This is a genomic window from Streptomyces decoyicus, assembly GCF_019880305.1.
GTDB classification, from domain to species: domain Bacteria; phylum Actinomycetota; class Actinomycetes; order Streptomycetales; family Streptomycetaceae; genus Streptomyces; species Streptomyces decoyicus.
Window position 1 is genome coordinate 1,910,449 of sequence record NZ_CP082301.1, and the last position, 21,941, is coordinate 1,932,389.

At 67.0% G+C, this 21,941-nt stretch carries 14 protein-coding genes, 3 rRNA genes and 1 pseudogene; 9 read left to right on the forward strand and 9 right to left on the reverse strand.

The annotated features are described in order from the left end of the window. Window positions 1–82: 82 nt before the first annotated feature. A complete protein-coding gene (locus tag K7C20_RS08395) occupies window positions 83–973 on the forward strand; it encodes a siderophore-interacting protein (RefSeq protein WP_053208404.1) in 891 nt (296 codons plus the stop codon). A 41-nt stretch (window positions 974–1,014) separates the two neighbouring features. Here K7C20_RS08395 and K7C20_RS08400 read toward each other — a convergent pair whose 3' ends face one another. Further along, window positions 1,015–2,040, reverse strand: coding sequence for an HAD-IIA family hydrolase (locus tag K7C20_RS08400; RefSeq protein ID WP_053208405.1), 1,026 nt, complete (start codon window positions 2,038–2,040; stop codon window positions 1,015–1,017). 174 nt (window positions 2,041–2,214) lie between these two features. Here K7C20_RS08400 and K7C20_RS08405 point away from each other — a divergent pair, with 174 nt between their 5' ends. The 5 genes from K7C20_RS08405 to K7C20_RS08425 all read left to right on the forward strand — a co-directional run bounded on the left by K7C20_RS08405 (window position 2,215) and on the right by K7C20_RS08425 (window position 8,907). Further along, the gene (locus K7C20_RS08405; RefSeq protein ID WP_030085813.1) at window positions 2,215–3,480 is read left to right on the forward strand and encodes a DUF1015 family protein; all 1,266 of its coding nucleotides are present in this window, start codon (window positions 2,215–2,217) and stop codon (window positions 3,478–3,480) included. Window positions 3,481–3,640: 160 nt separating this feature from the next. Continuing rightward, a complete protein-coding gene (locus K7C20_RS08410) occupies window positions 3,641–5,173 on the forward strand; it encodes a pyridoxal phosphate-dependent decarboxylase family protein (protein ID WP_030085815.1) in 1,533 nt (510 codons plus the stop codon). 34 nt (window positions 5,174–5,207) lie between these two features. Beyond that, window positions 5,208–6,527 carry a lysine N(6)-hydroxylase/L-ornithine N(5)-oxygenase family protein gene (locus K7C20_RS08415; protein ID WP_030085817.1) on the forward strand — a complete coding sequence of 440 codons (1,320 nt, stop codon included), beginning with the start codon at window positions 5,208–5,210 and terminating at the stop codon, window positions 6,525–6,527. Continuing rightward, window positions 6,524–7,093, forward strand: coding sequence for a GNAT family N-acetyltransferase (locus tag K7C20_RS08420; protein WP_030085819.1), 570 nt, complete (start codon window positions 6,524–6,526; stop codon window positions 7,091–7,093). The genes K7C20_RS08415 and K7C20_RS08420 overlap by 4 nt, the downstream gene beginning before the upstream one ends. Next, window positions 7,090–8,907, forward strand: coding sequence for an IucA/IucC family protein (locus K7C20_RS08425; RefSeq protein ID WP_030085822.1), 1,818 nt, complete (start codon window positions 7,090–7,092; stop codon window positions 8,905–8,907). Before K7C20_RS08420 ends, K7C20_RS08425 begins: the two co-directional genes overlap by 4 nt. Before the next feature lie 95 nt (window positions 8,908–9,002). Here the strand turns inward: K7C20_RS08425 and K7C20_RS08430 are convergent, their stop codons facing one another. The 6 genes and pseudogenes from K7C20_RS08430 to K7C20_RS08455 all read right to left on the reverse strand — a co-directional run bounded on the left by K7C20_RS08430 (window position 9,003) and on the right by K7C20_RS08455 (window position 17,619). Next, window positions 9,003–9,758 carry a tetratricopeptide repeat protein gene (locus tag K7C20_RS08430; RefSeq protein ID WP_209443838.1) on the reverse strand — a complete coding sequence of 252 codons (756 nt, stop codon included), beginning with the start codon at window positions 9,756–9,758 and terminating at the stop codon, window positions 9,003–9,005. 138 nt (window positions 9,759–9,896) lie between these two features. After that, a pseudogene (locus K7C20_RS39435) lies at window positions 9,897–10,655 on the reverse strand (hypothetical protein); the annotation flags it as partial. 511 nt (window positions 10,656–11,166) lie between these two features. Continuing rightward, window positions 11,167–11,283: ribosomal RNA gene (gene rrf, locus K7C20_RS08440) — 5S ribosomal RNA — on the reverse strand. A gap of 115 nt (window positions 11,284–11,398) precedes the next feature. Then, window positions 11,399–14,520, reverse strand: a 23S ribosomal RNA gene (locus tag K7C20_RS08445). 302 nt (window positions 14,521–14,822) lie between these two features. Next, window positions 14,823–16,351 (reverse strand): 16S ribosomal RNA (locus tag K7C20_RS08450). Together the 16S, 23S and 5S rRNA genes form the textbook arrangement of a ribosomal RNA operon. Before the next feature lie 617 nt (window positions 16,352–16,968). Next, on the reverse strand, window positions 16,969–17,619 hold the full coding sequence (locus K7C20_RS08455) for a DNA-3-methyladenine glycosylase (protein ID WP_030087619.1): 651 nt from the start codon (window positions 17,617–17,619) through the stop codon (window positions 16,969–16,971). A 171-nt stretch (window positions 17,620–17,790) separates the two neighbouring features. Here K7C20_RS08455 and K7C20_RS08460 point away from each other — a divergent pair, with 171 nt between their 5' ends. The 3 genes from K7C20_RS08460 to K7C20_RS08470 all read left to right on the forward strand — a co-directional run bounded on the left by K7C20_RS08460 (window position 17,791) and on the right by K7C20_RS08470 (window position 20,049). Continuing rightward, window positions 17,791–18,573, forward strand: coding sequence for a sporulation protein (locus tag K7C20_RS08460; RefSeq protein ID WP_030087617.1), 783 nt, complete (start codon window positions 17,791–17,793; stop codon window positions 18,571–18,573). A gap of 42 nt (window positions 18,574–18,615) precedes the next feature. Next, complete coding sequence (locus K7C20_RS08465; RefSeq protein WP_030087615.1) at window positions 18,616–19,155, forward strand: YbhB/YbcL family Raf kinase inhibitor-like protein; 540 nt, start codon at window positions 18,616–18,618, stop codon at window positions 19,153–19,155. 390 nt (window positions 19,156–19,545) lie between these two features. Further along, entirely contained in the window at window positions 19,546–20,049 is a 504-nt protein-coding gene (locus K7C20_RS08470) for an HNH endonuclease (protein ID WP_053209877.1), read from the forward strand. A gap of 33 nt (window positions 20,050–20,082) precedes the next feature. On the opposite strand, the gene K7C20_RS08475 is transcribed toward K7C20_RS08470, so the two are convergent. Both K7C20_RS08475 and K7C20_RS08480 read right to left on the reverse strand, forming a co-directional pair. Then, window positions 20,083–20,856 carry a sulfite exporter TauE/SafE family protein gene (locus K7C20_RS08475; protein ID WP_053209878.1) on the reverse strand — a complete coding sequence of 258 codons (774 nt, stop codon included), beginning with the start codon at window positions 20,854–20,856 and terminating at the stop codon, window positions 20,083–20,085. Window positions 20,857–20,933: 77 nt separating this feature from the next. Continuing rightward, window positions 20,934–21,872, reverse strand: coding sequence for an SPFH domain-containing protein (locus tag K7C20_RS08480; RefSeq protein ID WP_030087611.1), 939 nt, complete (start codon window positions 21,870–21,872; stop codon window positions 20,934–20,936). Window positions 21,873–21,941: the final 69 nt, after the last annotated feature.

A 21,941-nucleotide genomic window follows, 5' to 3' on the forward strand; every position in this document is an offset into this window, starting at 1 on the left:
CGCGGCGATCCGCCGCCCACGGGGCCGCAGCGGTCCGCCGCGGCCCGGCCCACCCCCACCACCGTCCCGGGAGGTTCCCCGCATGACCACGACCGCCGCTCCCTCCACCGCACCGTTCCGCTTCTTCGATGTGCACGTCGTGCGGTCCCGACGGCTGAGCCCCTCCATGGTGCGGATCACTTTCGGCGGCGAACGGCTCGCGGAGCTGGCCTCCGGCGGACGGGACCAGCGCTTCAAGCTCTTCCTCCCGCAGCCCCACCAGGACTCGCCGGTCTTCGACGACACCGGCGACGGCTGGTACACCGCCTGGCGGGCGCAGGATCCGGCCGAGCGCGCGGTGATGCGCTCGTACACGATCCGCGAACAGCGCCACGATTCCGGGGAGTTCGACGTCGACTTCGCGCTGCACGGCGCCGGGCCGGGGGCCGCCGCCACGGCGGGCGGACCCGCCTCCCGCTGGGCCGCCCACGCCCGGCCCGGCGACCGGCTGACCGTCCTCGGTCCGGCCGTCGAGGACAACGGCGGCGTCGACTTCCGGCCGCCGGCCGGCACCGACTGGATCCTGATCACCGGCGACGAGACGGCCCTGCCCGCGATCGCCGGCATCCTGTCCTGGCTCTCCCCCGGCACCCGGGCCAAGGTCTGGATCGAGATCGCGCACGAGGACGACCGGCAGCGGCTGCCGACCTTCGCCGATGCCGACATCAGCTGGCTCGTCCGGGACGAGACGACCGCCGCGGGCGGCGAGCCGGTGCTCGACGCACTGCGCGCCGCCGAACTGCCCGAGGGCACGCCGTACGCCTGGATCGCCGGCGAGTCCGGAACCGTCAAGGCGGTGCGCCGGCACCTCGTCCGCGAGCGCGGGATCGACCGCAGGGCCGTGAAGTTCACCGGCTACTGGCGCCGCGGCGCCACCGAGGAGGACCTGATCGCGGAGCTGACCGCCGCCGCGACGACCACCGACGAGGACTGATTCGCCGCCAAGGGCCCGGCCGCCGGGAGCCGGGCCCCACCTCACATCCCGATCCGCTCCAGCGCCTTCCCCGCGTCCGCCCCGCAACTGCCGTCCCCGGCAGCCGTCCAGGCCGCCGCGCACAACGCCCGCAGCCCGTCCATCGGCGTCCCTTCCCCTGCCACGACGAGCGCGTCGCCGGCCGCCTCGGCCCGCCAGCCGCCGCAGCGGAAGCCGCCACCGTCCGCGGTCACCTCGGGCTGCGGGCTCAGCAGCCCGCGCAGGTCCTGGTCCACGTAGGCGGGACGGTGCTGCGGCGGGGCGGCCAGCAGCTCGGCGGGGGTGGTGACACCGGTGAGCACCAGCAGCGAGTCGACCTCGCCGTTGGTGGCGCCCTCGATGTCGGTGTCGAGCCGGTCGCCGATCACCAGCGGCCGCCGCGCCCCGGTCCGCAGCACCGTCTCCCGGTGCATCGGCGGCTGCGGCTTGCCCGCCACCTGCGGCGATCCGCCCGCGGCGATCCGGACCACCTCCACCAACGCACCGTTGCCGGGGGCGATGCCCCGCTCCTTGGGGATCGTCAGATCGGTGTTGGACGCGAACCACGGCACCCCGCGCTGCACCGCGTACGCGGCCTGCGCCAGCCGCTCCCAGTCCAGCGTGGGGTCAAAGCCCTGCACCACGGCCGCCGGGTCGTCGTCCGCGGAGCGGACGGGTTCCAGACCGCGCTCGCGCAGCGCCACCCACAGCCCCTCACCGCCGATGGCCAGCACCCGCGCGCCGGGCGGCACCTGCTCGGAGATCAGCCGCGCCACTGCCTGCGCCGAAGTGATCACATCGTCCGGACCGGTCGGCAGCCCGAAACCGGAGAGTTGGCCGGCGACGGCCTGCGGGGTCCGGGCGGCGTTATTGGTCACATATGCGAGGTGCATCCCGCCGTCCCGCGCGCTCGTCAGCGACTCCACGGCATGCGCGATGGCCTGTCCGCCGGCGTAGACGACCCCGTCCAGATCCAGCAGCGCCGTGTCATACGTCTCGCTCAGCGCGCGCCGGCACCCGTCGGGCTGCCTGCGAACCTGCTCGTCCATGCCGTCCCGCTCCTCACTCCCACACGTCGTACGAAGAGATCCGCCGCGTTCCGGGGGCGCGCTCACCGCGCCGCCGGATGCACAGTTCTCCGTATCGCGCATACCGATATTTCCAGCCACGCACGGGCTGTGCCCCGATCTTCCCTCATCGGCCCGGCGGCATAGCATTCTTCAATGACCAGTACCGACGGCCTCCGCCTTCTCCCGTTCCGCGGACTGCGTTACGACCAGGACCGGGTCAGCAGTCTGACCGCGGTGACGTCCCCGCCCTATGACGTGGTGGTCCGGCCGGACGGCGTGCGCCACTTGGAGACCGCCGACCCGTACAACATCGTCCGGCTGATCCTCCCGCACGCCCCGGACCCGACGACCCGCCACCGCCAGGCCGCCGACACCCTGCGCCGCTGGCGCGCCGAGGGCGTGCTGACGCAGGACGCGGAGCCGGCGCTGTACGTCTACGAGCAGCGCTCCGGCGAGATGCTCCAGCGCGGGCTGATCGGGGCGCTGGGCCTGGACGGTCCGGTGCTGCCGCACGAGGGCGTCATCCCGGAGGTGGTCGAGGACCGGGCCGCCCTGATGCGCGCGGCGGCCGCCAATTTCGAACCGCTGCTGCTCTCCTACCGCGGCCAGGGCACCGCGACCGGCGCCGCCGCGGTCATCGAACGCACGGTGGAGCGCGACCCGCTGCTGGCCACCACTACCGAGGACGGCTTCGCGCACCGCCTCTGGGCGGTCACCGACCCCGCCGACCTCGGCGCCATCCACGACGATCTCAGCCGCCGGCAGGCGCTGATCGCCGACGGCCACCACCGCTGGGCGACCTACCAGCGGCTGTACGAGCAGCAGCCCGGCGCCACCGCCGCCTCGCCGTGGGCCTCCGGCCTGGTGCTGCTGGTCGACACCGCCCGCTACCCGCTCCAGGTCCGCGCGATCCACCGCGTACTGCCGCATCTGCCGCCCGCCAAGGCGCTGGCGGACCTGGCCGGCGCCTTCCGCGCCCGCACCCTCCCGGGGGACCTGTCGGCCGCCCTGGAGACCCTCCAGGAAACACCCGGCACCGCCTTCGTCCTCGCCGGCGGTCCGGACTCCTTCCACCTCCTGGACCGTCCCGACCCCGGGCTGCTGGACCGTACGATCCGCCGCGACCGGCCCGAGGCCTGGCGGCAGCTGGACGCCACGGTGCTGCACTCCGTCCTGCTGGACGAGGTCTGGCACATCCCTGACCACCCGTCGGACATCAGCTATCTGCATCACACCGGGGCCGCCGTCGAACAGGCCGCCCGGCACGGCGGCACCGCGGTCCTGATGCGCGCCACCTCCGAGGAGACGGTCCGTCAACTCGCCGAGCACGGTGTGACGATGCCGCGGAAGTCCACGTCCTTCGGACCCAAGCCCGCCACGGGTCTGGTCCTGCGCGTCCTGGACGACCACGAGGCCTGAATCCCGGGGCCGGGCCCCTTCCCCGGAGCCCCGAACGCCACCCTGCGACGTAATTAGGTTAGCCTTACCTAACCACGTCGCACGGGTGGGTCTCCCTGCCTCTGCGCACCTCTCGCCCTGCGCAGGACGTGGCCAAGTCCGCACCAGGGAGGACATCTTCATGAGTCCCCTCGCGCACCCCGCCGAGGACCCGGCCGACAGCCGGACACATCTGCTCAACGAGAAGACGGCCGCGCGCTACCACAGCGCGGTCACCGAGAGCGTCACACGGATCAGCGCCAAAATCGCCGGCACCGCCCGCCCGTTCACCGGCATCACCGTCGACGGCCTCGCGCCCGCCGTCTCCGGCATCGACCTCGACGCCCCGCTGCACGACGCCACCGCCGCGCTCGACGAACTCGAAGAGGTCTACCTCCGCGACGCCGTCTACTTCCACCACCCCCGCTACCTCGCGCACCTCAACTGCCCCGTGGTGATCCCCGCCCTCGTCGGCGAGGCCGTGCTCTCCGCCGTCAACTCCTCCCTGGACACCTGGGACCAGAGCGCCGGCGGCACCCTCATCGAGCGCCGGCTCATCGACTGGACGGCCGGCCGGATCGGCCTGGGCGAACACGCCGACGGGATCTTCACCAGCGGCGGCAGCCAGTCCAACCTCCAGGCCATGCTGCTCGCCCGCGACGAGGCCTGCCGCCGCGCGCTGACCCTCGACGGCGCGCCCTCCGACGCCCGGCTCACGGACGTCCTCCCCCGGCTGCGGATCCTCACCTCCGAGTGCAGCCACTTCAGCATCCGCAAGTCGGCCACCCTGCTCGGCATGGGCGCGGAGGCCGTCATCGCGGTCCCCAGCGACGAGAACAAGCGGATGCGCACCGACAGCCTGGCCGCGGAGCTGGCGCGCTGCCACCGCGACGGCCTGATACCCATGGCCGTCGTCGCCACCGCCGGCACCACCGACTTCGGCTCCATCGACCCGCTCCCCGAGATCGCCGACCTGTGCGCCGGATACGGCGCCTGGATGCATGTCGACGCCGCCTACGGCTGCGGCCTGCTGGTCTCCCGCCGCCGCGCGCTGCTCACCGGCATCGAGCGCGCCGACTCGGTGACCGTCGACTACCACAAGTCCTTCTTCCAGCCGGTCAGTTCGAGCGCCATCCTGGTCCGCGACCGCACCACCCTGCGGCACGTCACCTACCACGCGGACTACCTCAATCCGCGCCGCATGGTCGAGCAGCGCATCCCCAACCAGGTCGACAAGTCGATCCAGACCACCCGCCGCTTCGACGCCCTCAAGCTCTGGCTCACCCTGCGCATCATGGGCGCCCGCGCCGTCGGGGAGCTCTTCGACGAGGTCATCGACCGCGCCGCGGACGCCTGGAAACTCCTCCACGACGACCCTCGCTTCTCCGTCGTCGTCGAGCCCCAGCTGAGCACCCTGGTCTTCCGCTACGTCCCCAGCACCGACCAGGACCCCGAACTCAGCGACCGGGTCAATCTGCACGCCCGGGACGCCCTCTTCGCCTCCGGTGAGGCCATCGTCGCGGGCACCGTCGTCGACGGCCGCCACCACCTCAAGTTCACCCTGCTCAACCCCGAGACCACCCTCGAGGACATCGCCACCGTCCTCGATCTCATCGCCGAGTACGCCGGCGCCTTCCTCGCCGAGCAGCCCCGGCCGGCGCTCAGCGCGCGCTGACCCTCCCCCCACCGCAGCCCCCTTCGGAGACTCTGTGTCCGCCCCTTACGACTTCATCGCCATCGGCCTCGGCCCGTTCAACCTCGGCCTGGCCTGTCTGACCGAGCCGATCGACGGACTCGACGGCCTGTTCCTGGACGACAAGGCGTCCTTCGACTGGCACCCCGGCATGATGCTGGACGGCAGCCACCTCCAGGTGCCGTTCCTGGCCGACCTGGTCACCCTCGCCGATCCCACCTCCCCCTTCTCGTTCCTGAACTACCTCAAGGAATCAGGGCGGCTGTACCCGTTCTACATCCGCGAGAACTTCTCTCCGCTGCGCGCCGAGTTCAACGACTACTGCCGCTGGGCGGCCGGGAAACTGGACAGCATCCGCTTCGGCCACCGGGTCACCACCGTCGAGTACGACGAGAGCGAAGAGCTGTACACCGTCCTCGCCGAGCACCTCCCCACCGGAGAGCGCACCAGCTACCGCGCCCGCAAGCTCGTCCTGGGCACCGGCACCCCGCCCTACCTCCCCGACGCCTGCCAGGGCCTGGGCGGCGATCTGCTGCACAACGCCGACTACCTGGACGCCAAAGCCACCCTCCAGGCCAAGGACTCCATCACGCTGATCGGCAGCGGCCAGAGCGCCGCCGAGGTCTACTACGACCTCCTCCAGGACATCGACAGCCACGGCTACCACCTGACCTGGGCCACCCGCTCCCCGCGCTTCTTCCCCCTCGAATACACCAAGCTCACGCTGGAGATGACCTCCCCGGAGTACGTGGACTACTTCCACGCCCTCCCCGCGGCCACCCGCGACCGGCTCAACACCGAGCACAAGAACCTCTACAAGGGCATCGACTCCGAGCTGATCAACGACATCTTCGATCTGCTCTACCAGAAGAACCTGGCCGGCCCCGTCCCCACCCGCCTGCTCACCAACACCGCGCTGCACCAAGCGGATTACGACGAGACGAGCGGCACCTACACGCTCGGCCTGCGCCAGGAGGAACAGGGCACCGACTTCTCCCTCGACACCCAGGGCCTGATCCTCGCCACCGGCTACCGCTACCGCGTACCGGACTTCCTCGCCCCCGTACGCGACCGCATCGCCTGGGACGACGCCGGCCGCTACGACGTGGCACGCAACTACAGCATCGACACCGCCGGCCACAGCATCTACGTGCAGAACGCCGAACTGCACACCCACGGCTTCGTCACCCCTGACCTGGGCATGGCCGCGTACCGCAACGCCTGCATCGTCCGAGAGCTGCTCGGCCGCGAGTACTACCAGGTCGAAAAGTCCATCGCCTTCCAGGAGTTCGCCGCCCCGGCCGGCCCGCACCACCCCATGGAGATCCCCGCATGAGGCCCCCGCTCTTCACCCGCACCGACGCCGCGCTGGGAGAGTTCTCGCTGCGCCCGGTCGACCCGTCCGCCGACGCCGAGCTGCTCCACCGCTGGGTCACCCACCCCAAATCCGTCTTCTGGCTGATGCAGGAGTGCGACCTCGCCGCCGTCGAGAAGGAATTCGCGCGGATAGCCGCCGACCCCTTCCACGACGCCTTCCTCGGCCTGCACAACGGCACCCCGGCCTTCCTCATGGAGCGCTACGACCCCGCCCACCGCGAACTGGTGGGCGTCCACGCCGCCGAACCCGGCGACGTCGGCATGCACTTCCTGTCGGCCCCCACCGACACCCCCGTGCACGGCTTCACCCTCGCCGTGCTCACCACCGTCATGGAGATGCTCTTCGCCGACCCGGACACCCGCCGCGTCGTCGTCGAACCCGACGCCCGCAACACGGCCGTACACGCCCTCAACAAGGCCGTCGGCTTCGAGGTCCTGCGGACCGTTTCGCTCCCCTCCAAAGACGCCTGCCTCAGCACCTGCACCCGCGACCAGTTCCTGGCCACCCGAGGAGACCACCGATGACCGCCCCGTCCGACGGCACCCCGCACCTCCCCGCCCAGGACGCCGTCGCCCACCTCACGCCCGACCTGTGGGCCCGCGCCAACCGCCTGCTGATCCGCAAGGGCCTGGCCGAGTTCTCCCATGAGCGGCTGCTCGCCCCCAAGCGCCTCCCGCAGGACGGCCAGTACGTCGTCCACAGCGACGACGGCGCCACCGCGTACCGCTTCGCCGCCCGCAGACTGGCCCTGGACCACTGGCAGATCGATGCCGACAGCATCACCCGCCACCGCGACGAAACCGCGCTCCCCCTGGACGCCCTGGCATTCTTCATCGAACTCCGCGGCTCGCTGGGCCTCGGCGACGAGATCCTGCCGGTCTACCTGGAGGAGATCAGCTCCACCCTCTCCGGCACCGCCTACAAACTCGCCGCCCGGCAGCCCACCGCCGCCGAACTCACCAAGTCCGGCTTCCAGGCCATCGAGACCGGCATGACAGAGGGCCACCCCTGCTTCGTCGCCAACAACGGACGCCTCGGCTTCGGCATCCACGAGTACCACGCCTACGCCCCGGAAACCGCGAGCCCCCTGCGGCTCATCTGGCTCGCCGCCCACCGCGACCACGCCACCTTCACCGCCGGCACCGACCTCGACTACGACACCCTCATCCGCGACGAGCTCACCGACGAGACCCGCACCCGCTTCACCACCACCCTCACCACCCTCGGCCTCGACCCCGCCGACTACTACTTCTTCCCCACCCACCCCTGGCAGTGGTGGAACAAACTCTCCATCACCTTCGCCGCCGAAGTCGCCGAACAGCGCCTGGTGTGCCTGGGCCCCGGCGACGACGACTACCTGGCCCAGCAGTCGATCCGTACCTTCTTCAACACCACCAGCCCCACCAAGCACTACGTCAAAACGGCGCTCTCCGTCCTCAACATGGGCTTCATGCGCGGCCTGTCCGCGTCCTACATGGAGGCCACCCCGGCCATCAACGACTGGCTGGCCCGACTGATCGCCGCGGACGACACCTTCCAGGCCGCCCGCTTCTCGATCATCCGTGAGCGCGCCGCCCTCGGCTACCACCACCGCCAGTACGAGGCCGCCACCACCAAGGACTCCCCGTACCGCAAGATGCTCGCCGCCCTGTGGCGCGAGAGCCCCGTCCCCGCCCTCGAACCGGGCCGGCGGCTGGCCACCATGGCCTCCCTCCTCCACGTCGACCGCCACGGCGGCTCGTTCGCCGCCGCCCTGATCGAGGAGTCCGGCCTGGAGCCCGCCGTCTGGCTCCGCCGCTACCTCGACGCATACCTCACCCCCGTGCTGCACTCCTTCTACGCCTACGACCTGGTCTTCATGCCGCACGGCGAGAACGCCATCCTGGTCATCGAGGACGGCGCCGTGGAGCGCGTGATCTTCAAGGACATCGCCGAAGAGATCGCCGTCATGGACCCCCAGGCGGTCCTGCCCCCCGCCGTCGAGCGCATCCGCGCCGACGTCCCCGAGGACAAGAAGCTGCTCTCGGTCTTCACCGATGTCTTCGACTGCTTCTTCCGCTTCCTGAGCGCCACCCTCGCCGACCTCGGCACCCTCGACGAGGACACCTTCTGGCGCACGGTCGCCGCCTGCGTCACCGACTACCAGGCATCCGCCCCGCACCTCGCCGACAAGTTCCGCCAGTACGACCTGTTCACCGACGAGTTCGCCCTCTCCTGCCTCAACCGCCTCCAGCTGCGCAACAACCAGCAGATGGTCGACCTCCAGGACCCCGCGGGCGCCCTCCAGCTCATCGGCACCCTCCGCAACCCCCTCGCCCCCTACGCACCGGCCTCGTGACCCCTCCCCCCAAACACCGAAGGGCGGGACCCCACCACGGGGGTCCCGCCCTTCAGCCCATCACTTCAGGCACTTCATCTCACGACACCAGCCGGTCAGTCCTTCGCCGGACCTTCGTCGTCCCGCACACCCTCGTCCGCGGCCTCGTCCCTCTCGTCGGCCTCGTCCAGCGCGTCGGTGAACTCCACCCCGTCCAGCTCCGCGAGCCGGTCCGAGGCATCCGTCGTGCCGCCCTGGTCGGCCTCCAGCGCCTTGGCGAACCAGTCGCGCGCCTCGTCCTCGCGCCCGACCGCCAGCAGCGCATCCGCGTACGCATACCGCAGCCGCGCCGTCCACGGGTGCACCGCACTCGACGCGAGCTCCGGGCTCTGCAACGTCACCACCGCGGCGTCCGCCTGCCCCATGTCCCGCCGGGCACCCGCCGCGACCAGCCGCATCTCGACCTGTCCGGCCTTGTCGAGCTTCTGCACCTCGGGCTCGCCGGCCATGGCCATCGCCTTCTCCGGCCGCCCGAGACCGCGCTCGCAGTCGGCCATGACGGGCCACAGCTCGACGCTGCCGGTCATCCGCCGCGCCGCCCGGAACTCCGCCAGCGCCTCGCTGTACTTGCCGACCGCGTACGCCGCGAAGCCCGCGGCCTCACGCACCGCCGCAACCCTGGACGCCAGCCGCAGCGCCACCCGCGAGTACCCGTACGCCTTCTCCGGGTCCTCGTCCAGCAGCTTCGCCACCATCACCAGGTTCTTGGCGACATCCTCGGCAAGCGTCTTCGGCAGGCTCAGCAGCTCCTGACGCACATCCTTGTCGATCTCGTCACCGGTGACATCCTCCGGAATCGGAAGCCGCTTGATCGGCTCCCGGTCCCGGTCCCGCCGGTCATCCCGCCGGTCATCCCGTCGATCGTCCCGACGGTCATCCCGCCCCCGCCCCGCACCATACGGCCGACGCCCACGCTCATCATCCCGCCGGAACCCACCACGGTCCCCACCGCGATCATCACGCCGGTCGCCACCGCGGTACCCACCACGGTCACCACCCGACGGACGCTCATCACGACGGAACCCACCACGGTCCCCACCGCGATCATCACGCCGGTCGCCACCGCGGTACCCACCACGGTCACCACCCGACGGACGATCGTCACGACGGAACCCGCCACGGTCGCCACCGGAGGGACGGTCGTCACGACGGAACCCACCGCGGTCGCCACCGCGATCGTCGCGCCGGTCGCCACCGCGGTACCCACCACGGTCACCACCCGACGGACGGTCATCACGACGGAACCCACCACGGTCCCCACCACGGTCATCACGCCGGTCGCCACCGCGGTACCCACCACGGTCACCACCCGACGGACGGTCGTCCCTACGGAACCCACCACGGTCGCCGCCGGACGGACGGTCATCACGACGGAACCCGCCACGGTCGCCACCGGAGGGACGATCGTCACGACGGAACCCGCCACGGTCGCCACCGCGATCGTCGCGCCGGTCGCCACCGCGGTACCCACCACGGTCACCACCCGACGGACGATCATCACGACGGAAACCACCACGGTCACCACCCGACGGACGCTCATCACGACGGAAACCACCGCGGTCGCCACCGGAAGGACGGTCGTCCCTACGGAACCCGCCACGGTCGCCGCCACGGTCATCACGCCGGTCATCACGACGGAACCCGCCACGGTCGCCACCGGAGGGACGATCGTCACGACGGAACCCACCGCGGTCGCCACCGCGATCGTCGCGCCGGTCGCCACCACGGTCACCACCCGACGGACGGTCATCACGACGGAAACCGGGGCGGTCTCCACCCCGCTCATCGCGCCGGAATCCGCCGCCGCGCTCGTCATCGCGACGCGGTCCACGCGGCCGGTCGTCCCGCCGGTCGCCCCCGCGGAAGCCACCACGGTCGCCGCCGGACGGACGGTCATCACGACGGGCACCACCACGGTCACCACCGCGGTTGTCCCGCCCTGCGTAACCGCCACCGCCGCCGGCCGGGCGGCCGCCGCGGTCGTTGTTGTCCCGACGCGGCCCCCGGTCGTCACGCCGGAAACCACCGCGGTCACCGTCGTCGCGCCGCTGCGGCCGGCGCTCCGAACGATCGTCGGAAGAGTTGGTGGACATCGACGTGACTCCTGTCTTCGGTACTGCATTCATTCTCACGCACCAATGAGTTCGGCGCGCTTCGACAAAAAACAAAAAGGACCCTTGGTCCCAGCATGAACGCTGGGACCAAGGGTCCTGAAAGATTGTTCGGCGGCGTCCTACTCTCCCACAGGGTCCCCCCTGCAGTACCATCGGCGCTGAAAGGCTTAGCTTCCGGGTTCGAAATGTAACCGGGCGTTTCCCTAACGCAATGACCACCGAAACCCTATCGGGTTCTAGCGAACAAGCACACTTTTTAGTTAAAAGAGTGGAACTTGGTTCAACCAGCGATTGCGACTGTTCGCAACCCGGGAACCACACAGTGGACGCGAGCAACTGAGGACAAGCCCTCGGCCTATTAGTACCAGTCAACTCCACCCGTTACCAGGCTTCCATATCTGGCCTATCAACCCAGTCGTCTACTGGGAGCCTTAACCCCTCAAAGGGGGTGGGAGTACTCATCTCGAAGCAGGCTTCCCGCTTAGATGCTTTCAGCGGTTATCCTTTCCGAACGTAGCCAACCAGCCATGCCCTTGGCAGGACAACTGGCACACCAGAGGTTCGTCCGTCCCGGTCCTCTCGTACTAGGGACAGCCCTTCTCAATACTCCTACGCGCACAGCGGATAGGGACCGAACTGTCTCACGACGTTCTAAACCCAGCTCGCGTACCGCTTTAATGGGCGAACAGCCCAACCCTTGGGACCGACTCCAGCCCCAGGATGCGACGAGCCGACATCGAGGTGCCAAACCATCCCGTCGATATGGACTCTTGGGGAAGATCAGCCTGTTATCCCCGGGGTACCTTTTATCCGTTGAGCGACGGCGCTTCCACAAGCCACCGCCGGATCACTAGTCCCTACTTTCGTACCTGCTCGACCCGTCAGTCTCACAGTCAAGCTCCCTTGTGCACTTACACTCAACACCTGATTGCCAACCAGGCTGAGGGAACCTTTGGGCGCCTCCGTTACTCTTTAGGAGGCAACCGCCCCAGTTAAACTACCCACCAGACACTGTCCCTGATCCGGATCACGGACCCAGGTTAGACATCCAGCACGACCAGAGTGGTATTTCAACAATGACTCCACAACCACTGGCGTGGCTGCTTCAAAGTCTCCCACCTATCCTACACAAGCCGAACCGAACACCAATATCAAGCTATAGTAAAGGTCCCGGGGTCTTTCCGTCCTGCTGCGCGAAACGAGCATCTTTACTCGTAATGCAATTTCACCGGGCCTATGGTTGAGACAGTCGAGAAGTCGTTACGCCATTCGTGCAGGTCGGAACTTACCCGACAAGGAATTTCGCTACCTTAGGATGGTTATAGTTACCACCGCCGTTTACTGGCGCTTAAGTTCTCAGCTTCGCCACACCGAAATGTGACTAACCGGTCCCCTTAACGTTCCAGCACCGGGCAGGCGTCAGTCCGTATACATCGCCTTACGGCTTCGCACGGACCTGTGTTTTTAGTAAACAGTCGCTTCTCGCTGGTCTCTGCGGCCACCACCAGCTCAGGAAGTAAATTCCATCACCAGCAATGGCCCCCCTTCTCCCGAAGTTACGGGGGCATTTTGCCGAGTTCCTTAACCATAGTTCACCCGAACGCCTCGGTATTCTCTACCTGACCACCTGAGTCGGTTTAGGGTACGGGCCGCCATGAAACTCGCTAGAGGCTTTTCTCGACAGCATAGGATCATCCACTTCACCACAATCGGCTCGGCATCAGGTCTCACCCTCATGTCATCCGGATTTGCCTAGATGACGGGCTACACCCTTACCCCGGGACAACCACCGCCCGGGCTGGACTACCTTCCTGCGTCACCCCATCGCTTACCTACTACCACCTTGGATCGGCGGCTCCACCACGTCCCTTTGTCCGAAGACTCCAGGCCGGCTTCACGGCCTTAGCATTAATGGATTCGATATTGGGCGTTTCAAAGCGGGTACCGGAATATCAACCGGTTGTCCATCGACTACGCCTGTCGGCCTCGCCTTAGGTCCCGACTTACCCTGGGCAGATCAGCTTGACCCAGGAACCCTTAGTCAATCGGCGCACACGTTTCCCACGTGTGTATCGCTACTCATGCCTGCATTCTCACTCGTGAACCGTCCACAACTCGTTTCCACGGCTGCTTCACCCGGCACACGACGCTCCCCTACCCATCACAACGGACGTTGGTCCTCATGCTGCAATGACACGACTTCGGCGGTGTGCTTGAGCCCCGCTACATTGTCGGCGCGGAATCACTTGACCAGTGAGCTATTACGCACTCTTTCAAGGGTGGCTGCTTCTAAGCCAACCTCCTGGTTGTCTCTGCGACTCCACATCCTTTCCCACTTAGCACACGCTTAGGGGCCTTAGTCGATGCTCTGGGCTGTTTCCCTCTCGACCATGGAGCTTATCCCCCACAGTCTCACTGCCGCGCTCTCACTTACCGGCATTCGGAGTTTGGCTAAGGTCAGTAACCCGGTAGGGCCCATCGCCTATCCAGTGCTCTACCTCCGGCAAGAAACACACGACGCTGCACCTAAATGCATTTCGGGGAGAACCAGCTATCACGGAGTTTGATTGGCCTTTCACCCCTAACCACAGGTCATCCCCCAGGTTTTCAACCCTGGTGGGTTCGGTCCTCCACGAAGTCTTACCTCCGCTTCAACCTGCCCATGGCTAGATCACTCCGCTTCGGGTCTTGGGCACGCTACTCAACGCCCTATTCGGACTCGCTTTCGCTACGGCTTCCCCACACGGGTTAACCTCGCAACATACCGCAAACTCGCAGGCTCATTCTTCAAAAGGCACGCAGTCACGACACAAGGAACAAGTTCCTTGTGCGACGCTCCCACGGCTTGTAGGCACACGGTTTCAGGTACTATTTCACTCCGCTCCCGCGGTACTTTTCACCATTCCCTCACGGTACTATCCGCTATCGGTCACCAGGGAATATTTAGGCTTAACGGGTGGTCCCGCCAGATTCACACGGGATTTCTCGGGCCCCGTGCTACTTGGGTGTCTCTTAAACGAGCCGTTGATGTTTCAGCTACGGGGGTCTTACCCTCTACGCCGGACCTTTCGCATGTCCTTCGCCTACACCAACGGTTTCTGACTCGTCCCACAGCCGGCAGACTGCAGTAAAGAGATCCCACAACCCCAACCACGCAACCCCTGCCGGGTATCACACGTGACTGGTTTGGCCTCATCCGGTTTCGCTCGCCACTACTCCCGGAATCACTGTTGTTTTCTCTTCCTGCGGGTACTGAGATGTTTCACTTCCCCGCGTTCCCTCCACACTGCCTATGTGTTCAGCAGCGGGTGACAGCCCATGACGACTGCCGGGTTTCCCCATTCGGACACCCCCGGATCAAAGCTCGGTTGACAGCTCCCCGGGGCCTATCGTGGCCTCCCACGTCCTTCATCGGTTCCTGGTGCCAAGGCATCCACCGTGCGCCCTTAAAAACTTGGCCACAGATGCTCGCGTCCACTGTGCAGTTCTCAAGCAACGACCAGCCACCCACCACCCCAACCCGAAGGCTGAGTTCACTGGGGCCGGCATCGCGAAGGTCCAGACTCACAGTCCGTACCCTCAGATACCCAACAACGTGCCCGGCCCACTCCATCAATCCCCACGTTCCACGCCGAAGCAGTACTAGTGACAACCAATCAAGTGTGCCGAATAGTCAACGTTCCACCCATGAGCAACCAGCATCAGACATTCGCTGATGTACTGGCCTCTGACCAACCGAAGTTGGTAAGAAGTGCTCCTTAGAAAGGAGGTGATCCAGCCGCACCTTCCGGTACGGCTACCTTGTTACGACTTCGTCCCAATCGCCAGTCCCACCTTCGACGATTCCCTCCCACAAGGGGTTGGGCCACCGGCTTCGGGTGTTACCGACTTTCGTGACGTGACGGGCGGTGTGTACAAGGCCCGGGAACGTATTCACCGCAGCAATGCTGATCTGCGATTACTAGCAACTCCGACTTCATGGGGTCGAGTTGCAGACCCCAATCCGAACTGAGACCGGCTTTTTGAGATTCGCTCCACCTCGCGGTATCGCAGCTCATTGTACCGGCCATTGTAGCACGTGTGCAGCCCAAGACATAAGGGGCATGATGACTTGACGTCGTCCCCACCTTCCTCCGAGTTGACCCCGGCAGTCTCCTGTGAGTCCCCATCACCCCGAAGGGCATGCTGGCAACACAGAACAAGGGTTGCGCTCGTTGCGGGACTTAACCCAACATCTCACGACACGAGCTGACGACAGCCATGCACCACCTGTACACCGACCACAAGGGGGCGCCTGTCTCCAGACGTTTCCGGTGTATGTCAAGCCTTGGTAAGGTTCTTCGCGTTGCGTCGAATTAAGCCACATGCTCCGCTGCTTGTGCGGGCCCCCGTCAATTCCTTTGAGTTTTAGCCTTGCGGCCGTACTCCCCAGGCGGGGAACTTAATGCGTTAGCTGCGGCACGGACGACGTGGAATGTCGCCCACACCTAGTTCCCAACGTTTACGGCGTGGACTACCAGGGTATCTAATCCTGTTCGCTCCCCACGCTTTCGCTCCTCAGCGTCAGTATCGGCCCAGAGATCCGCCTTCGCCACCGGTGTTCCTCCTGATATCTGCGCATTTCACCGCTACACCAGGAATTCCGATCTCCCCTACCGAACTCTAGCCTGCCCGTATCGAATGCAGACCCGGGGTTAAGCCCCGGGCTTTCACATCCGACGTGACAAGCCGCCTACGAGCTCTTTACGCCCAATAATTCCGGACAACGCTTGCGCCCTACGTATTACCGCGGCTGCTGGCACGTAGTTAGCCGGCGCTTCTTCTGCAGGTACCGTCACTCTCGCTTCTTCCCTGCTGAAAGAGGTTTACAACCCGAAGGCCGTCATCCCTCACGCGGCGTCGCTGCATCAGGCTTTCGCCCATTGTGCAATATTCCCCACTGCTGCCTCCCGTAGGAGTCTGGGCCGTGTCTCAGTCCCAGTGTGGCCGGTCGCCCTCTCAGGCCGGCTACCCGTCGTCGCCTTGGTAGGCCATCACCCCACCAACAAGCTGATAGGCCGCGGGCTCATCCTTCACCGCCGGAGCTTTCCACACACAGACCATGCGGTCGTGTGTCGTATCCGGTATTAGACCCCGTTTCCAGGGCTTGTCCCAGAGTGAAGGGCAGATTGCCCACGTGTTACTCACCCGTTCGCCACTAATCCCCTCCCGAAGGAGGTTCATCGTTCGACTTGCATGTGTTAAGCACGCCGCCAGCGTTCGTCCTGAGCCAGGATCAAACTCTCCGTGAATGTTTACCCGTAATCGGGTCAACACACACGAGAGCGGAACGACCAGACGGAATAGGTCCGGTCGTTCACAGCGTCCTCGCTGTGTGTGCCACCCCGACCGCATGGGCCGTGGTGGGCTTTCAAAGGAACCTCATCCACCGAAGTGGACGGGGTATCAACATATCTGGCGTTGACTTTTGGCACGCTGTTGAGTTCTCAAGGAACGGACGCTTCCTTTGTTCCTGTTTCACCAGGATCTCCGGGCGCTTCCCTTCGGTCTTGCGTTTCCGACTCTATCAGATCCTTGCGGGCCCGATTTTCGCCGGTGCGTTTCCGCCTTTCGGCTTCTTCGCGTTTCCGACTCTAGCAGACCCGGTTTCGTTTCGATTCCGGTTCCGATATTCGTCGGAGGTTCGCCCTGAGCAGCTATTTACTGCTGCTCTTTCGGCGTGGTCACCACTTTAGCGGCTTTCCCTGGCGACTCATAATCGAGTCGGCCTGATCGAATTTCGGCAACGCGAAATTGGACCCGTTAGGGAACCGATCGGAGTAGTTGGTTGTGCCGCCTGGCGGTCTGCGCAAATAGCGCTGCCCGTCTCCAGCGGCTCGGGCTACGTTAGGCGGTCTGCGATGCAGAGTCAAGTAGCGCTGGAGGTGCGGCGCCGGGGGACGTGGGGGCGGTAGGGGCTGACGGTGGGGTCGTCGGCGATCCAGTAGCGCCAGGGGTGGCCGGCCCCGTCTCCGCCAACGCCGGTGCGCGGGCCGTTGCGTACCAGCTCGGGAGCGGGCGGGCGGCCGTGGAGTACGGAGAGGGGTGCGGTGCCGCCGGCGCACAGGTCGATGCCGTCGAGGGTGCGATCGATGTCGAGGGCGGTGGCCAGGCGGGCCGGTCCCTTGGCCAGTTCGTTGGTGTTGCGGGCCTTGGGGCGGCGGGCGGCTGCCAGGGGCTCGCCGCTGAGGATCTCTCCTGCGCGCAGGAGGACTCCGCTCGCCTTGCCCTCGGAGCCGCAGACCGCGTTGAGGCTGAACCACATCCCGTAGATGAAGTAGACGTACGCGTGGCCGGGCGGGCCGAACATGGTGGCGTTGCGTGCGGTGCGGCCCCGGTAGGCGTGGGAGCCGGGATCGGTCTCGCCGTCGTAGGCCTCGACCTCGGTGAGCCGGACCGCGATCGGACCGTCGGGGGTGTTGCGGAGGAGGGTGCGGCCCAGGAGGTCGGGGGCCACGTCCACCACGGGGCGGTCGAAGAAGTCGTGGGTGAGCGGCATACGTTCCGGTACGTCGGTCATGCGGACCGAGGGTAGTGCAGCCGTTTTGGAGGGCGGCTGGCCATGGGGGCGTCGGGGTTGGGAAAGTGTGGGCCGTGGAACCGGACCGTTCGGTTTCGCGTTCGTAGGGATCAAGCCGAGAGCTCGGCGCGCAATACAGAGCACAGGCGGTTCCGCCTGGGGAGGACGAGCATGGGATTCAAGAAGCTGCTGGCGAGCCTGGGCGCCGGGGGTGCGTCGGTGGAGACGGTGCTCTTCGAGGAGAACGTCGTACCCGGTGGGGTCGTACAGGGCGAGGTGCGGATCCAGGGCGGGTCCGTGGCCCAGGACATCCAGGGGCTGTCCGTCGGACTGCAGGCGCGCGTCGAGGTCGAGAGCGGCGACGAGGAGTACAAGCGGAACATCGAGTTCACCAAAGTGCAGCTGGGTGGTGCGTTCGCGGTGCAGCCGGGTGCCGCGCACACCGTGCCGTTCGGGCTGGAGATCCCGTGGGAGACGCCGATCACGACGTTCCTGGGGACGCATCTGCACGGGATGAACGTCGGGGTGACGACGGAACTGGCTATCGCCCGTGCGGTGGACTCCGGTGATCTCGACCCGGTGAATGTGCATCCGCTGCCGGCGCAGCAGGCGATCCTGGACGCGTTCGGGCGGCTCGGGTTCCGCTTCAAGGCCGCCGACCTGGAGCAGGGGCACATCCGGGGGACGCGGCAGAAGCTGCCGTTCTACCAGGAGATCGAGTTCCATGCGCCGCAGCAGTACCGCGGGCTGAACCAGGTCGAGCTGTCGTTCGTGGCGGACGACCGGGAGATGGACGTCGTCCTGGAGATGGACAAGAAGCCGGGGCTGTTCAGCGAGGGCTCGGACACCTACCGGTCGTTCACGGTCGGGCTGAACGACTTCGAGGGGACCGACTGGGCGGGTTACCTCAACCAGTGGCTGGCGGAGGTCGGCGGTAAGCGGAACTGGCTCTAACCTGGCCGGACAGGTGTCAGCAAGCGACCAGGAGGTGTTGCAGTGTCCGAGCTGAAGCGGCGGCCGCTCCCGCACGATTTCCATCCGCCGGTGCCCGCGTTCACGGTGCTGAGCGACGAGGTGGAGCCGGGCGGGACGCTGCGGCCGGAGCAGGTCTTCGCCGAGGGGAACCGTTCGCCGCAACTGCGGTGGGAGGGTGCGCCCGCGGGGACGAAGAGCTACGCCGTCACCTGCTACGACCCGGACGCGCCGACGGGCAGTGGCTTTTGGCACTGGTCGCTGTTCGACATCCCGGCGTCGGTGACGGAGCTGCCGGCCGGTGCCGGGTCCGGGGAGATGAAGGGGCTGCCCGAGGGCGCCGTGCATGTCCGTAACGACTACGGGACGCGGGACTTCGGGGGCGCGGCGCCGCCGCCCGGGGACGGTCCGCACCGTTATGTGTTCACGGTGTACGCGGTGGACCAGGAGAAGCTCGGTCCGGATGCCGAGGCCTCGCCCGCGGTGGTGGGCTTCAACCTGCGGTTCCACACGCTCGGGCGGGCTCAGCTGATCGCCGAGTACGAGCTGCCCGCGGCGGGCTGAGCGCCGTAATTCCGTTGCGCCCCGGCGCTTCCCGCACGCAGAGTGGTACCCGTGCCGCCGCCCCTCATCAGGGCGTCGGGCAGCTGGTACCGCAGTGGCGGGAGCGGCGGGGCGCAGGTGTGTCGCCGGCCGCTTGCCGGAGCCCGCATTCGTGTTGGGGCGTCCTCGCCGGCTGCCGTTCGCTCCGGGTCTCGCGTGTTTCACGGGGGCGGGACCCGGAGCGCACTCATTCCGTGGCCGGGGAGCGCCGCCGGGCACCTCTTCTTCATCTGCTGATCGTCCTCCATTTCCCTTGTGGCGTGCGGAAATTGCGTTGTTCGGGGAATACCTGCCGCTGCACAGTGGAGCAACTTCGCCGCGGGGGCGAAGCGGGTCCGGGAGGTGGACGGGATGCGCGAGACGCTGGTGCTGAATGCGAGCTTCGAGCCGCTGTCGACGGTGTCGCTGCGGCGTGCGGTGGTGCTGGTCATGCAGGACAAGGCGGTCGTCGAGCACGCTCACCCCGGGCTGCGCATCCGGGCCGCCGCGGTGGACATACCGGTGCCGCAGGTGATCAGGCTCAGCAGGTACGTACGGGTGCCGTTCCGAAGACAGGCGCCATGGTCGCGGCGGGGTGTGCTCGTGCGTGACCAGCACCGGTGTGCGTACTGCGGGCGTCGGGCGACGACCGTGGACCATGTGGTGCCGCGGTCGCACGGCGGTGGGGACACCTGGCTGAATACCGTCGCCTCGTGTGCGGAGGACAACCACCGCAAGGCGGACCGTACGCCCGAGCAGGCGGGGATGCAGCTGCTGCGGCGGCCGTTCGAGCCGACGCCGGCGGATGCGCTGCTGTCGACGCTGGGGGTTTCGGTGCGGGACGGGCTGCCGGAGTGGCTGCCGGTGCCTGCGTAGCGCACACCATCCGGAATGCGCGTCCAGCTCCCCCTACTTCAGGAGGAGCTGGACGATCGCCAGCAGCCCGACGACGACGATGACGGCGCGCAGCGCGGTGGGTGGCATCCGTCGGCCGACCTTCGCGCCGAGCTGGCCGCCGAGGGTGGAACCCACCGCGATCAGGGCGACGGCGGTCCAGTCGAACTCCGCGACGAAGAGGAAGAAGATCGCCGCCACGCCGTTGACGACGGCCGCGAGGACGTTCTTGAGGGCGTTGAGCCGCTGGAGGTCCTCGTTGAGCAGCACGCCCATCAGGGCGACGTAGATCACCCCCTGCGCGGCGCCGAAGTAGCCGCCGTAGACGCTGGCCAGCAGCAGGCCGAGGAGCAGGGCGGGGCCACCGTCGGGATGGGCGGTGGTGCCGTTGCGCTCGCGCCGGGCGCGGATCCTCGCGGCGAGCTTGGGCTGCGCGATGACGAGTACGAGTGCGACGGCGATCAACACCGGGACGATGGTGTCGAAGGCCTCGGAGGGCAGCGCCAGTAGCAGGATCGCGCCGCCGAGGCCGCCGACGAGGGCGAAGGCGGCGAAGCACAGCAGACGGCGGCGCTGGCCGGCCAGCTCGCGGCGGTAGCCGACGGCGCCGCTGAGCGAACCGGGCACCAGGCCAAGGGTGTTGGAGACATTGGCCGTGACTGGCGGCAAGCCGAAGGCGAGCAGTACCGGGAAGGTGATCAGCGTCCCGGAACCGACGATGGTGTTGATCGTGCCGGCGCCGATCCCGGCAGCGAAGACTGCGACTGCTTCCCCGATGGACAAGGCCATCTCCTCACATGGTCAGGGTCGCCTCCCCGCCATGAAGGTCGAGGGGCCACCACTGATCATGCACGAGGCTGAACGGGTCAGTCGATGGGAGGCGCTTCACGGTTCGGCGAGCTGGGCTTCGGGATGGAACCGCCGCCGGTCGGCGGGGTGAAGTTGCCGAGGGCGCCGCCGAGGCCCTTGAGGGCGTCGCCGATCTCGCTGGGCACGATCCAGAGCTTGTTGGCGTCGCCCTCGGCGATCTTCGGGAGCATCTGGAGGTACTGGTAGGAGAGCAGCTTCTGGTCCGGGTCGCCGGCGTGGATCGATTCGAAGACCACCCGGATCGCCTGGGCTTCACCCTCGGCGCGCAGGGCCGCGGCCTTGGCCTCACCCTCGGCGCGCAGGATCGAGGACTGCTTCTCACCTTCGGCGGTGAGGATCTGGGACTGCCGGACACCTTCGGCCTGGAGGATGGCGGCGCGCTTGTCACGGTCGGCGCGCATCTGCTTCTCCATCGAGTCCTGGATGGAGGTCGGCGGCTCGATGGCCTTCAGCTCGACGCGGTTGACGCGGATGCCCCACTTGCCGGTGGCCTCGTCGAGGACGCCGCGCAGCGCCGCGTTGATCTCCTCACGGGAGGTCAGGGTCCGCTCCAGGTCCATGCCGCCGATGATGTTCCGCAGGGTGGTGACGGTCAGCTGCTCGATGGCCTGGATGTAGCTGGCGACCTCGTACGTCGCGGCGCGGGCATCGGTCACCTGGTAGTAGATGACGGTGTCGATGTTCACGACCAGGTTGTCCTGGGTGATCACCGGCTGCGGCGGGAACGGCACGACCTGTTCGCGGAGGTCGATGCGGTTGCGGATGGAGTCGATGAACGGGACGACGATGTTCAGGCCCGCGTTGAGGGTGCGGGTGTAGCGGCCGAAGCGTTCGACGATGGCGGCGCTGGCCTGTGGGATGACCTGGATCGTTTTGATGAGTGCGATGAACACGAGCACCACCAGGATGATCAGGACGATGATGATCGGTTCCACAGCGGCTCCCGTGCCCTTCGTTGCTGGTCCCTGCCGGCCGGCGACCGGCTTGCCGTTGATCAGTCTTTC